The organism is Pseudomonas sp. X10, assembly GCF_054889225.1.
On sequence record NZ_CM142677.1, the window covers coordinates 2,487,885 to 2,501,411 of the forward strand.

At 62.5% G+C, this 13,527-nt stretch carries 9 protein-coding genes; 3 read left to right on the plus strand and 6 right to left on the minus strand.

What is annotated here, in order from left to right:
• Positions 1–159 precede the first annotated feature (159 nt).
• Positions 160–1,236 (plus strand): 4-hydroxyphenylpyruvate dioxygenase, encoded by a 1,077-nt coding sequence (gene hppD / locus ACYU03_RS11495; RefSeq protein WP_461890794.1) that lies wholly within the window; start codon positions 160–162, stop codon positions 1,234–1,236.
• A 27-nt stretch (positions 1,237–1,263) separates the two neighbouring features.
• Here hppD and ACYU03_RS11500 read toward each other — a convergent pair whose 3' ends face one another.
• Positions 1,264–2,064: a CSS-motif domain-containing protein gene (locus ACYU03_RS11500; RefSeq protein ID WP_461890796.1), complete on the minus strand. Its 801-nt coding sequence runs from the start codon at positions 2,062–2,064 to the stop codon at positions 1,264–1,266.
• A 258-nt stretch (positions 2,065–2,322) separates the two neighbouring features.
• The gene (locus ACYU03_RS11505) at positions 2,323–3,000 is read right to left on the minus strand and encodes a type 1 glutamine amidotransferase domain-containing protein (RefSeq protein WP_461890798.1); all 678 of its coding nucleotides are present in this window, start codon (positions 2,998–3,000) and stop codon (positions 2,323–2,325) included.
• Positions 3,001–3,154: 154 nt separating this feature from the next.
• Here ACYU03_RS11505 and ACYU03_RS11510 point away from each other — a divergent pair, with 154 nt between their 5' ends.
• The gene (locus tag ACYU03_RS11510; protein ID WP_461890800.1) at positions 3,155–3,610 is read left to right on the plus strand and encodes a nucleoside deaminase; all 456 of its coding nucleotides are present in this window, start codon (positions 3,155–3,157) and stop codon (positions 3,608–3,610) included.
• Positions 3,600–5,672 (plus strand): hybrid sensor histidine kinase/response regulator, encoded by a 2,073-nt coding sequence (locus ACYU03_RS11515; protein ID WP_461890802.1) that lies wholly within the window; start codon positions 3,600–3,602, stop codon positions 5,670–5,672. Before ACYU03_RS11510 ends, ACYU03_RS11515 begins: the two co-directional genes overlap by 11 nt.
• Here ACYU03_RS11515 and ACYU03_RS11520 read toward each other — a convergent pair.
• The 4 genes from ACYU03_RS11520 to ACYU03_RS11535 form a co-directional block, all read right to left on the minus strand.
• Entirely contained in the window at positions 5,623–7,296 is a 1,674-nt protein-coding gene (locus ACYU03_RS11520; protein ID WP_461890804.1) for an ATP-binding protein, read from the minus strand. The genes ACYU03_RS11515 and ACYU03_RS11520 overlap by 50 nt on opposite strands.
• A gap of 105 nt (positions 7,297–7,401) precedes the next feature.
• Positions 7,402–8,457: a tetratricopeptide repeat protein gene (locus tag ACYU03_RS11525; RefSeq protein WP_461890806.1), complete on the minus strand. Its 1,056-nt coding sequence runs from the start codon at positions 8,455–8,457 to the stop codon at positions 7,402–7,404.
• Positions 8,458–8,926: 469 nt separating this feature from the next.
• The gene (locus tag ACYU03_RS11530) at positions 8,927–10,342 is read right to left on the minus strand and encodes an efflux transporter outer membrane subunit (protein ID WP_461890808.1); all 1,416 of its coding nucleotides are present in this window, start codon (positions 10,340–10,342) and stop codon (positions 8,927–8,929) included.
• On the minus strand, positions 10,339–13,518 hold the full coding sequence (locus ACYU03_RS11535) for an efflux RND transporter permease subunit (RefSeq protein ID WP_461890810.1): 3,180 nt from the start codon (positions 13,516–13,518) through the stop codon (positions 10,339–10,341). The genes ACYU03_RS11530 and ACYU03_RS11535 overlap by 4 nt, the downstream gene beginning before the upstream one ends.
• Positions 13,519–13,527 lie beyond the last annotated feature (9 nt).

Consider the following 13,527-nt stretch of genomic DNA (forward strand, 5'->3'; position numbering starts at 1 on the left):
CCCGCCGAGAATGGGTTCATATGAAGTGTCTTGGGTTCAAGCTGATCTATGGTGACTACCTCGCACGCAGTGTGAGGGGAATCTCCTGCGCGCCACCTCTGTTCGACATCGATAGCAAGCGTTGACCGTTTTTCTACTGCTTTTGATGAGGACACGAACATGGCTGATATCTTTGACAACCCGATGGGGCTGATGGGCTTCGAATTCATCGAGCTCGCCTCGCCGACACCAGGCACCCTGGAGCCGATCTTCCAGATGATGGGCTTCACCAAGGTGGCGACCCACCGTTCCAAGGATGTGCACCTCTATCGCCAGGGGGGCATCAACCTGATCCTGAACAACGAACCGAAGAGCATCGCCTCCTATTTCGCCGCAGAGCATGGCCCATCGGTGTGCGGCATGGCTTTCCGCGTGCGCAACGCCCACGAAGCCTACGCCCGTGCCCTGGAGCTGGGCGCCCAGCCGGTGGAAATCGAGACCGGTCCGATGGAACTGCGCCTGCCGGCGATCAAAGGGATTGGCGGCGCGCCGCTGTACCTGATCGACCGCTTCGAAGAAGGCAGCTCGATCTATGACATCGACTTCAACTACCTCGAAGGCGTGGACCGTAACCCGGTCGGCGCGGGGCTGAAGATCATCGACCACCTCACTCACAACGTCTATCGCGGGCGCATGTCCTACTGGGCTGGCTTCTACGAGAAGCTGTTCAATTTCCGCGAAATCCGTTACTTCGACATCAAGGGTGAATATACCGGCCTGACCTCCAAGGCCATGACCGCGCCTGATGGTATGATCCGCATCCCGCTGAACGAGGAATCCTCCAAAGGCGCTGGTCAGATCGAAGAGTTCCTGATGCAGTTCAACGGCGAGGGCATCCAGCATGTGGCGTTTCTCACCGACGACCTGATCAAGAGCTGGGATGCGCTCAAGGCCCTGGGCATGCGCTTCATGACGGCACCGCCGGACACCTACTACGAGATGCTCGAAGGCCGCCTGCCTGGGCATGGTGAACCGGTCGGCGAACTGCAGGCCCGAGGCATCCTGCTCGATGGTGCTTCGGATGCCAACGACAAGCGCTTGCTGTTGCAGATCTTCTCGGAAACCCTGATGGGTCCGGTGTTCTTCGAATTCATCCAGCGCAAGGGCGACGATGGCTTCGGCGAGGGCAACTTCAAGGCGCTGTTCGAGTCGATCGAGCGTGACCAGGTACGACGCGGCGTATTGAGCGTCGAGTAAGCAAATCGCCAACGGCCACTGATCGCCTCAGTGGTCGTTGGTGCTTGCAGGGCGTTTTTTTCTGAACAGGCCCCAGTAGGCAAAGGCAGAGGTCAGCAGCCCGACCAGTGCTAGGGAGGGGATAGTCAAGAACATCGACTGGCGAAGCTCCTGAAAGGCGTGCCCCCGCGGATAGCCTGCGCGTATCGTGTAGCCATAGGCGAACGATGTGGTGCTCAGGGCATGTTCGCTCTGATCCGGCCTGTCCCCGCTCTGGCTGTCGCCATGAGCCCAGATGAAATCGTCGTCGAACTCCATCACCAGCACCAGGCCATCCTGGAAGCCCAGCAATTCAGCCTGGAGCGCCTGGCTATTGGCTGTTGCCAGCACTCCTTTCGCACCGTCCAGCATCCTCAGGGCCAACACCGGTATGCCGGGCGAGGAGAGCGAGTCGAAGATCAGGTGCAAGCGGCCTTTCAAGTAGTCCTCTGGTGCGATCATCTTGTTGAAACCACCCAGCACAGTACTGCAGTAAGCCGTGTTGTTCTCAGTAAGTACCAGGGACCGTACGTTCGGTTGGCTCATGGCCAGGACGCGTAACGGCTGGATGACTTCATCACAGGGGCGGCCAGCCATGTACAGGGCCCTGGCACTGACTTCCTGCAGGGTGGCGAGGACCCGGTCGATAGCATAGTGGGCTTCCTGCAGAGAGATGCGTGCGTTGTCGTCGAGCTTCCTGTCCAGTTGGAGCATTATGACCAGCAGGCCACAAGCAACCGGTGCCAGGCCTACGGCAAGGGGCAGCAGGATATCCAGCAGGCTGCGCCCAGCATGAGAAATTTTAGACATTGGTATCACCACCCGGTTGAGCGCTATTGCTTCTGGCATCAGAAGCGAGAGGGCCTAGCCTAAGCAGTGAGATGGCCAGTGGCTGTAGTCCCTGGGGCTACCGTAAGGGGGCCAACCAAATAGTGTTTTGTAAGAGTTGTCGTTGGGGGCTGTTGAGGTTTCACTCCAGGCCGCGTTGTAGATAGAAATGCCACCCTGACTGGGCGCAGGACGCGGTCACCGGCACGACCTGGAATGAAACATCAACAGGGCCTGGCTCTACAAGGTGGCCAAGACCCGCTCGGCCACCAAGCGTCCGGACTTCGGGTTCTGTCCTGTCACCAGGCGTCCATCCACTACGGTATAGGCGGCCCAGGGCTCTTCCGCCTTGCTATAAATGCCGCCACGGGCAACCAGCTCGTTTTCGGTCAAGAAGGGCACGTCTTTATCAAGTTCTGCCAGCTTCTCTTCGATGTTGGAAAAACCGGTCACCTGGCGCCCCCGGACCAGCAAGCTGTTGTCGCTCAGCTTGATATTGAGCAGGCCAACAGCGCCATGGCAGACCGAGGCGACCACGCCACCGGCTTCGAAGATGTCGCGTGCCAGGTCCTGGAGGGCGTGGTTGTCCGGAAAGTCCCAGATCACGCCGTGCCCACCGGCATAGTAGATGGCGCAATAGTCGGAGGCCTTGACCTGCCCTGGGGCCAGGGTGGTGCCCAGCCGGTTCATGAAGGCTTTGTTGCCATACCACTGCCAGTCGATATCCTCGGCCATTTGCAGGCTGTGCGGATCGATGGGAACGTAGCCGCCGTTGGGGCTGACGTAGTCCACCGAGTAGCCAGCCTTTTCCACCTCGTCGATGAAGTGCACCGCTTCGCCCAACCACAGGCCCGTGGCACGCTTCAAGGTTGGATACTTGGCCGTGTTGGTCAGCACCACCAGGATCTTCTTGCTCATGACTGCGCTCCCCTTTAATCGAAATGGGCCTGGTCGTCCAGGGCGCCTGAGGAAAACCTACTGAGCATAGCCGTCGATTGCCGGGATGCCATGGCGTACCGGCAGTATGCTAGCCTGCTCGAATAAGAAAACCATCGGTTGCATGGGGGGAATCATGGACACGAACGCTGCTGCGCCTGATTTCATGCAGGCGGCTATCGATGAGGCGCGCCAGGGGCTGACCGAGGGGGGCATTCCGATTGGCTCGGTACTGGTGCACCAAGGGCGGATCATCGGTCGGGGACACAACCGCCGGGTGCAGTCCGGCAGTGCCATTCTCCACGGTGAGATGGATGCCTTGGAAAACGCCGGACGGCAGAGTGCCGAAGTGTACCGGGAAGCGGTCTTGTACACCACCCTGTCGCCTTGCGCCATGTGCAGCGGCGCTATTCTGCTCTATGGCATTCGACAGGTGGTGGTAGGGGAGAACAGGACGTTCATGGGCGAGGAGGAGCTTCTGCGCTCGCGGGGCGTGGAGGTCAGCGTGCTGCAATCGCATGATTGCGAGCAGATGATGCGTGACTTCATTGCCAGCCAGCCGGATTTGTGGAACGAAGACATTGGACGTTGACCATCGGGAGCAGGCAACGGCTACCCAAGTGGTGCACTTGTCGCCTACCCAGGTGCTCGAAGGGCAGATGAATGACCGGGTGCGCAGCTTCGAATGGAGCCGCACGCCACTCGGGCCTTTGGCTCAATGGCCTGCCTACCTGCGTATTGCCGTAGACATGATGCTGTTCTCGCGGTTTCCCAGCTGCCTGGTGTGGGGGCCGGAAATGAGCGTGATCCACAATGACGCCTACCTGAAGATCATCGGGCAGCAGTCGGCCAGCCTGGGCTGTCGCTTCGACCAGCTCTGGAGCGATGCCTGGGAGACCCTGGGCCCCAAGGTGTTCAAGGCCCTCCAGGGTGAGGCGAGCTTCATCGAGGACGCGCCCTTGACGATCAATCGCAATGGGGTGCGAGAACAGGTCTACCTCACCTTTTCCTGTACTCCGGTCCGCGACGATGATGGTGTGGTGACGGGGTTTCTGTACACCGTGGTCGAAACCACAGCCAGTATCGAGACTTTACGCCAGTGGCGAGAACTGGCCCTGAATTTCGAGCGGCAGATCGACCTGTTCATGTCTGAACGTGAGCACCTCCGGGAGTTGTCGCGTGAAGTGATGGTCGTGGTCGGGCATGACCTGCGTTTGCGCGCGGCCAACCACATCCTGTGCCAGGCGCTGGGGTGGAAGGAGCAGCAGATCACGGGCAGGCTGGTCATGGAGCTGATCCATCCGGCGGACCGGGCGGAGGTCCAGCTGGAGATCCTGCGAATACTGCGGGGAGGCAAGATTGAACAAGTGGAGACGCGCTTGCGCCACCACGATGGCCACTACCGTTGGTTTCGCTGGGACGCGACGGCCGACGATGAGGTGCTGACAGCCGTTGGCCGCGATATCACTCAGGAACGGGAGGAAACGATACGCCAGGCCGAAACCCTGTTGCACCGGACCCAGAGGATAGGCGCCGTCGGCCAGATGGTGTACGGGATGGTCCATGAGTACAACAATCTGCTGGCGGGCATCATGGGTAGCCTGGAACTGCTCGACCGTCGGATTGCCCAAGGGCGCACGGACCAACTGGATAGCTATGTCCAGGTGGCGCAGGACTCCGCCCGGCGTGCCGTGGCGCTGAACCAGCGCTTGTTGGCATTTTCCAGCTGCCAGCCCCTGGCACCTCGGCCGCTGGAGCTCAACCACGTGTTGATGGATCTGGAGCCGTTGGTCCGCCATACCCTTGGCGCGCACGTGCGCCTGCAATGGCAATTGGACGTGGCGCCATGGTTGGTGAATCTGGATGCCAGCCAACTAGAGCATACCGTGTTAAACCTCTGTGCCAATGCCCGCGATGCCTGCGGTCTCGACGCGTTGGTAACTATTCGCTGCGCCAATGAGCGTCTCACTGTCACACCGGATAACGAAGAGGGTCTACCTGCTGGTGACTATGTCGCAGTCGTTGTCGAAGACAATGGCCATGGCATGTCGGCTGAAGACCTGGCCCGGGCGTTCGAGCCTTTCTTCAGTACCAAGCCCAAGGGGCAGGCTTCGGGGCTTGGACTACCGATGGTGTATGGCTTCGTCCGCCAGTCCGGTGGGCGGGCATGGATAGACTCGACCATTGACCAGGGAACCCGGGTCACCATGCTGTTCCCGCGTTATGAAGGCGAGCAGCCCAATTTGCCGGTCGCCATGCCCATGATGGCCAGGTCGGCGCAGGTGCAGGGTGGCCGGGTGCTGCTCATCGACAGCGAAGCCAACCTGCGCGCCTTGATGAAGGAGATCCTGCTCGACCATGGCTACGATGTGCACGATGCGGCGGATGCCAACAGTGCGCTGCGCCTCTACCGCACCCGTGGCCATTTCGACCTGGTAATCACCGATATCTGCCTGCCGGGCGGCTTCAGTGGGCGCCAGGTGGCCAATGCCGTACGCTTGCTGCAGGCGCACCAGAAGGTCCTGTTCATCAGCGGCCACACCGAGACGCCGATCGAGCAACGCATGCTCGATGAGCCTGGCACCGCGCTGTTGTCCAAGCCCTTCAGTCTCGAGACGTTGGTATGGCAGGTGCAGGCGATGCTGGAGCCTTGACTTTGGCTGATCCTGGCTCGCCGAGGATCTGGGCCACCAGGCGCTGCAGTTGTTTCAGTTCGAACGGCTTGCAGATCAGTTGCATGCCGGGGTCGAGAAAGCCGCTGCGGACCATGGCCGCTTCGGCATAACCGGTGATGAAGAGAATCTGCAACTGTGGGCGAAGCTTGCGTGCGATCTCCGCCAATTGCCGCCCGCTCATGCCTGGGAGCCCGACATCGCTGATCAGCAAGGCGACTGGCCGTGTCGAGCGCAAGATCTGCAGCGCTTCGGAGGCATCACCAGCGAGGCCGCACTCATAACCTTCTTCAGTCAAGGCCTGGCACAGTACCTGACGCACTTGAGGGTCATCCTCCACGATTAGCACGTCACGGCTGGCCGGGGCGTTTACGGGCGGCATAGCGACTGTCTGCGCGCTGGACTCGCCACAGTAGCGGGGTAGGTACAGGTCCACCTGGGTGCCACGGCCAATCTGGCTGCGCAGGCTGACATGGCCGCGAGACTGTTTGCTGAAGCCATAGACCATCGAAAGGCCCAGGCCGATACCCTGGCCTACGGGCTTGGTGGTGAAGAACGGCTCGAAGGCCCGCTCCAGTGTGCTTTGCGACATGCCCTGGCCGTTATCGCGGATGCTCAGGCGCAGGTAATCGCCGCTGACGAGTCCTTCTCCTGAGAAGCTAGCGTCGTCGATCTGCTGGTTACTGGCCTTGATATGCAGCTCGCCACCGTTGGGCATGGCCTCGCAGGCATTGTGCAGCAGGTTGTCCAGGGCTTCCTGTAACTGCTGGTTGTCGACCTCGGCTTGCCACAGGCCTGGCGCCATATGGACCTTTAGGTCGATCTGGGGGGCGAGGGCTTCGCTCAGCCGTTGCACGTCCAGCAGGGTATGCAGGTCGACGGCTTGGCTCTCCAGTGACTGCCGGCTGGAGAAGGCCAGCAGCCGGTGGGTCAGGCGTGCCGCGCGCCCTACGGCATCCTGCCCCAGACGCAGCAGGTTGCCGAGCCCTTCGGTCTGGCCGCGAGCCAGGCGTTTATCCATTAGCTCGAGGCTACCGCCGATACTGGTGAGCAAGTTGTTGAAGTCATGCGCCACGCCTCCGGCCAACTGGCCGATGGCTTCCATCTTGCGCGTCTGGTGCAAGGCCTGCTGTTCAGCCCGCAGGCGGCGGTCCTGTTCCTCCATGAGCTGTTGCAGGCGTAATGCCTGGTCGCGCTCTTGATATTGGCGGCGTCGTCCGCGCAAGGCGGCCCGGGCCAGGGATAGCAGTTGTTCGGGGAGAAAGGGGCTGGGTAGCAGGAACAGGTTGCCAAAACTGGCGAAGCGCTCATCGGGCTTGGCATGCGCTGGGCTGTGGGGGGCGGCCAGGAGCAGCACGGGCAGGTCCGACCAGGCTGCTTGCTGGCCGATGAAGTTGTGCAACGGCGCTGGATCATCGTCTGGCAAGGCCTGCTCGGCAATGACCACCAGGCCGGCACCTTCCTTCAGCAGTTGCCCCAGATGGGAAAAATCTGTCACGGCGAGGCACCCGATACCTGCCGTGGTTAACAGCTTCGAGGTTTCGCCCCGCAACTGCGCCGGTGCCAGGATCAGGGCGCGCTCGTCAAGTGACAACGAACCGGCCAAGATGACTCTCCTGTGATCGTGGGCAGGCCGTGAGCGGCCTGCCTGCTGTCCTAATCACTGGACCACAGGCCAGCCTCGAGGGTTCAACACGGTTGCACCGGGTCTCTACAGACCCTGTTGAACCAGGGGGTCGTCAGGGTTCTGCTGTTCCAGTTGCGCCAGCAGGACCTGCACATTCTGTAACTGCCCGGTCTCCTTCCAGTACTCGATCAGCAGGACTCGTGCCCGGCGGTTGGCCGGTTGCTGGCTCAGCAGGGTTTCCAACTGCTTCTGCGCTGCTTCGAGTTGCTCCAGTTGGTGCAGGGTAATGGACAGGTCATAGCGGTAAATGGTGTTCTCCGGCTCCAGTTCGACCGCCCGGGAGAGGGCCAACAAGGCATACTCGTGCTGGTCATGGCGCATCAGCCAAAGGCCCAGTTCGTGTTGTAGAAAGGCTGAGTCGGGCTGCAAGGCCAGGGCCTTGGCCAGCACCTGGCGCGAGGCGTCATGCTGGCCCTGGCGCTCCAGCAAGCGCACCTGGGTGGCCAGGGCGTCCAGGCTGTCGGGCTCCACCCTGAGGCTCTGCTCCAAGGCCTGCGCTGCTTGCGCAAAATCGTTTTCATGCAGGTACAAGCGCGCCAGGTGGAGCTGGGCGCCAGCATCCTCTGGCTGTTGCTGCAACGCGTGCTGGTATTGCTCCAGGGCGTCCTGCAGGGGGCCGAAGTACAGGCCGATGGCCTCTGGGCCGAGGCCGAGCAGCGCGTCGACCACCGCGAAGCGTACGCTTTGCTCTGGGTCGTCGAGCAGCGGACCGAGCACCAGGCTGCGCTGGGCGTCCGGCAGCATGCGCTGGACGCTGGCGATAGCCGCGCGGCGTACCAGCGGGTCTTCGTGCTTGAGGTCCTGGCTGGCCAGTTTCAGGGCCAGGGGCGAGGGGTAGTTGGGCAGCTCGGCATAGAGCGCCGCGCGGCGAATCGGCGCCAGATCCTCGCGTTGCAACTGTTGATACAGTACGCGTGCCGCGCCGGGCAGGCCGTTGTGTGCTTGGTGCAGCGCCTTGCTGTAGCTGTGTTTGGGCAGCGCTGAAGGTGCCGGGGTTTCATCACGCCACAGATAGCCGATCAGACCCAATACGGTAACCAGAAGCAAAGTGGCGACCAGGTAGTGGCGTTGTCTGGGCATGAGGAATTCCGCGGCGCATGGAAGGCAGAGCTTGGGACAGGCGGGCGGTAAATGCAATTGTTTGGCGGGGTCGAGTGGATGTCTGCGGTGCTTCGCTGTGCATGTCGAGAGTTCTTCGGTGACCTCAAGATCCCGCGCCGCCCGCGCGGCGCATCGCGACACAAGGCCGCTCCCACATCAATTGCAACGTACCATGGCCTGATGGACCGAAGTTTTAGCCTGTATTTGTACGACAGAGATATTGAGGTGGGCGCAACAAGCCCCTATACAATCTTTCGCCCAGCACCAAGGCTACTCGCGGGCGGCGCGGGTTCTCCTGGGCACCAAAAGACTCAAGGCATGCACCTGCTTGCCCTCACGCAGTCGCAAACCCTCTGCTTCCCACAGCAATCCAAAAAAAGCCCCGCGGGCTCGCGCCAGCGGGGCAAACAGGTTGGGGGAGGGCCAACCAAAGGAGTCGTTGAATCAGTCAGTTCGCGCTGGCCAGGGTCTGCGGCTGCCAGCCACCGCCAAGGGCCTTGTAGATGGCGACGATGCCACGGTACAGCTCGACCTCGCCCAGGGCCTGGGCGTCTTCGGCGCTCAGGCGTTCACGCTCGGCATCGAGCAGCACCAGGTAGTCCACCGTGCCTTCGCGGTAACGCACCGAGGCCAGGTCGGCGGCCTTGCGGCTGGCGTCGCTCTGGCGCATCAGGGCCAGCAGGCGTTGCTGGCGTTTGCCGTAGTCGCTGAAGGCATTGGCCGACTCTTCCAGGGCCAGCAGGACCTGCTGCTCATAGTTGGCCAGGGCCCCTTCGGCATCGGCCTTGGCGCCGCGCAAGCGGGCCCGCACGCTGCCGAGATCGAAGGCGGCCCAGGTGATGCTGGGCCCCAGTGCCCAAGCGTTGGCTGCCGAAGAACCCAGTTGCGAGCCTCGCGCCGCGGTGAAACCGAGGAAGCCACTGAGGCTGACCCGTGGGAACAGGTCGGCAGTGGCCACGCCGACGTTGGCAGTGGCAGCGGCCAGTTGGCGTTCGGCGCTGCGGATGTCCGGGCGGCGGCGCAGCAGCTCGCCTGGGTCGCCAATCGGCAAGGCCTTGGCTATGGCTGGCAATTGCGCGGGTGAGAGATCGACGCTCAGGCTGTCCGGGCGCTGGCCCAGCAGGGTGGCGATGCGGTTGCGCGCGCGTTCCTGTTCGGCCTGCAACTGCGGGACAGTGGCTTCGACCGCCGCCAGCCGGGCATCGGCGCGGACCACGTCGAGGTCGTTGCCGATGCCGCCGTCACGCAGGGTCTCGGTGATGCTGCGTGAGTCTTGCTGGGTCTTGAGGTTGGCCAGGGCGATCTTCTCGCGCAGTTGCGCGCCACGCAGTTGGCCATAGGCATCGACCAGCTCGGCGATCAGGCTGACCTGCAGTTGTTGCAGGTCGGCCTCGGCCGCGGCTTCCTGGGCCTCGCTGGCTTCCAGTTGGCGCTGGATACGGCCGAACAAGTCCAGCTCCCAGGCCATGTCCAGGCCCAGGTCGTAGCGTTCGCTATTGACCCGGCGCTCGGTCTGCCCCGGCACCTGGCCTTTGCCGATCTCACTGCTGGCGCGGCTGGTGACGGTGGGCAAGGCATCGTTGTCGATATCTTCGCGGATGGCCCGCGCCGCCTTGAGGCGGGCGAAGGCCACGCGCAGGTCACGGTTGCCTTCCAGCGACGCTTGCACCAGTTGGTTCAGCACTGGGTCATCGAACTGTCGCCACCAACTGCTCTCGAAACGGCTGCGGTCGTAGACCTTGGCCGCTTGCGCGGCGGCCAGGCTGGCTGGCGCGGTATCCGGCGCCTTGTAGTCAGGGCCGACCGCACAGGCCGCCAGGGCCAGCGCCAGCAGGCTCGGGGTCAAGGGTTTGAGCAGGTTCATGCATGGCTCTCCAGCGGCTGTGCCAAGGCGGCCTTGCGGGCCTGCCTGCGCTCCACGAAACGACGGATCAGGAAGAAGAACACCGGGGTCAGGAACAGGCCGAACACCGTCACGCCGATCATTCCCGAGAACACCGCTACACCCATGGCATGGCGCATTTCCGCACCCGCGCCGGAGGAGAGCACCAGCGGCACCACGCCCATGATGAAGGCGATCGAGGTCATCAGGATCGGCCGCAGACGCAGGCGGCAGGCTTCCAGCACTGCGGCCAGCGGGTCGAGGCCTTCGGCCTGCTTGTCCTTGGCGAATTCGACGATCAGGATCGCGTTCTTGCACGCCAGCCCCACCAGTACGATCAGGCCGATCTGGGTGAAGATGTTGTTGTCACTCCCGGACAGGATCACCCCGGTGATGGCCGACAGCAGGGTCATCGGCACGATCAGGATCACCGCCAGCGGCAGGCTCCAGCTTTCGTACTGGGCGGCCAGCACCAGGAAGGCCAGCAGCACGCAGAGCGGGAAGACGAACAGCGCGGTGTTGCCGGCCAGGATCTGCTGGTAGGTCAGGTCGGTCCACTCGAAGGTCATGCCGTTGGGCAGTTCCTCTTTCAGCAGCTTCTCGATGGCCTGTTCGGCCTGGCCTGAGCTGTAACCCGGAGCCGCGGCGCCGTTGATCTCGGCAGTGATAAAGCCGTTGTAGTGCATGACCCGGTCGGGGCCGGAGGTGTCGCTGACCTTGAGGAAGGTCGCCAGGGGGATCATCTCGCCCAGGTTGTTGCGCACCTTCAGTTGGCCGATCTGTTCGGCATCGAGGCGGAACTGCTGTTCAGCCTGGACGTTGACCTGGTAGGTGCGGCCAAAGCGGTTGAAGTCGTTGGTGTACAACGAGCCCAGGTAGATTTGCAGCGTCTCGAAGATGTCGTTGATGGCCACGCCGTGGGTCTTGGCCTTTTCCCGGTCGATGGCGGCATCGACCTGGGGCACGTTGACCTGGTAGCTGGTGAACAGCCCGGCAAGCTCTGGCACGTTCTGGCTCTTGGCGATGATGTTCTGGGTTTCCTTGTACAGCGCCTCGTAGCCCAGGTTGCCACGGTCCTCGATCTGCAGGCGGAAGCCGCCGATGGTGCCCAGGCCTTGTACCGGCGGAGGCGGGAAGATCGCGATGTAGGCGTCCTGGATGTCGGCGTACTGGGCGTTGAGCGCTGCCGCGATGGCCTGGGCCGATTGGCTTGGGTCCTTGCGTTCGTCGAACGGCTTGAGCGGGGTGAAAACGATGCCGCTGTTCGGGCTGTTGGTGAAACCGTTGATCGACAGTCCAGGGAAGGCCACCGAGTCAGCCACGCCCGGCTGCTTGAGGGCGATCTCGCTCATCCTCTTGATCACCGCTTCGGTACGGTCCAGGCTGGCCGCGTCCGGCAGTTGGGCGAAGGCCACCAGGTACTGTTTGTCCTGGGCCGGTACGAAACCGGTCGGAGTCGAGGAAAAGCCCAGGTAGGTCAGGCCGATCAGGCCGGCGTAGACGAACAGGGCGATGCCGCTGCCACGGATGACTCGTCGCACGCCGCCCACGTAACCGTGGCTGGCGCGCTCGAAGAAGCGGTTGAACGGGGTGAACAGCCAACGGCCGAATAGGCGCTCCAGCAAGCGCGAGAAGCGGTCCTTGGGCGCATGGTGTTCCTTGAGCAGTACGGCGGCCAGCGCGGGCGACAGGGTCAGCGAGTTGAAGGCCGAGATCACTGTGGAGATGGCGATGGTCAGGGCGAACTGCTTGTAGAACTGCCCGGTGAGCCCGGAGATGAACGCTGCCGGCACGAACACCGCGCACAGCACCAGGGCGGTGGCGATGATCGGCCCGGTCACTTCGCTCATGGCCTTCTGCGTCGCCTCCATCGGCTTGAGGCCCAGGGCGATGTTGCGCTCGACGTTCTCCACCACGACGATGGCATCGTCCACCACGATGCCGATGGCCAGCACCAGGCCGAACAGCGATAACGCGTTGAGCGAGAAGCCGAACAGGTGCATCACCGCGAAGGTGCCGATCAGCGAAACCGGCACGGCCATCAGTGGGATGATCGAGGCACGCCAGGTCTGCAGGAACAGGATCACCACCAGCACGACCAGTATCAGCGCTTCGAACAGGGTGTGCACCACTGCTTCGATGGAGCCACGGACGAACACGGTCGGGTCATAGACGATGCTGTAGTCCATGCCCTCGGGGAAGTCCTTCTTCAGTTCGGCCATCTTCGCCCGTACTTCGTCGGAGATCTCGATGGCGTTGGAGCCTGGGCGCTGGAAGATCGGGATGGCCACCGCCGGCTGGTTGTTCAGCAGCGAGCGCAGGGCGTATTGGCTGGAGCCGAGTTCGACCCTGGCGATGTCCTTCAGGCGGGTGATCTCGCCGTCGGCGCCTGCGCGGATGATGATGTTCTCGAACTCTTCTTCGTTGACCAGGCGGCCCTGGGTGTTGATCGACAGCTGGAAGCTGGTCGAACCAGGAGCGGGCGGAGCGCCCAACTGGCCGGCGGCGACCTGACGGTTCTGTTCGCGAATGGCGGTGACCACGTCGCTGGCGGTGAGGTTGCGCGAAGCGGTCTTGTTCGGATCGAGCCAGACGCGCAGCGAGTAATCGCCCATGCCGAACAGTTGCACGTCACCGACACCGCCCAGGCGCGCCAGCTCATCCTTGATGTTGAGAATGGCGTAGTTGGACAGGTAGAGCATGTCGTAGCGGTTGTCCGGCGAGGTCAGGTGCACGACCATGGTCAGGTCAGGCGAAGCCTTGTCGACGGTAATACCGAGACGCGTCACTTCTTCCGGCAGCTTGGGCTGGGTCCGGGTGACCCGGTTCTGCACCTGTACCTGGGCGTTGTCCAGGTCGGTGCCCAGGGCGAAGGTGATGGTCAGGGTCAGCTTGCCATCGGAGGTGGACTGGGAAGACATGTAGAGCATGCCTTCCACACCGGTGATGGCCTGCTCCAAGGGCGAGGCGACGGTCTCGCCGATGACCTTGGGGTTGGCGCCGGGGAAGTTGGCGCGCACCACCACGGTTGGCGGCACCACCTCCGGGTATTCGCTGATCGGCAGTTGGAACAGGGCGATGCTGCCGGCGATCAGCGTCACCAGCGAAAGCACGGCAGCGAAGATTGGCCGGGTAATAAAGAATCTGGAGAAATTCATCTGTTCTGT

Bases quoted from the DNA above. Each gene is read 5' to 3' on its own strand.
- ACYU03_RS11525 (WP_461890806.1), bottom strand. From the start codon at position 8,457: ATGCCCAGACAACGCCACTACCTGGTCGCCACTTTGCTTCTGGTTACC.
- ACYU03_RS11500 (WP_461890796.1), bottom strand. From the start codon at position 2,064: ATGTCTAAAATTTCTCATGCTGGGCGCAGCCTGCTGGATATCCTGCTG.
- ACYU03_RS11510 (WP_461890800.1), top strand. From the start codon at position 3,155: ATGGACACGAACGCTGCTGCGCCTGATTTCATGCAGGCGGCTATCGAT.
- ACYU03_RS11535 (WP_461890810.1), bottom strand. From the start codon at position 13,518: ATGAATTTCTCCAGATTCTTTATTACCCGGCCAATCTTCGCTGCCGTG.
- ACYU03_RS11530 (WP_461890808.1), bottom strand. From the start codon at position 10,342: ATGAACCTGCTCAAACCCTTGACCCCGAGCCTGCTGGCGCTGGCCCTG.
- hppD (WP_461890794.1), top strand. From the start codon at position 160: ATGGCTGATATCTTTGACAACCCGATGGGGCTGATGGGCTTCGAATTC.
- ACYU03_RS11505 (WP_461890798.1), bottom strand. From the start codon at position 3,000: ATGAGCAAGAAGATCCTGGTGGTGCTGACCAACACGGCCAAGTATCCA.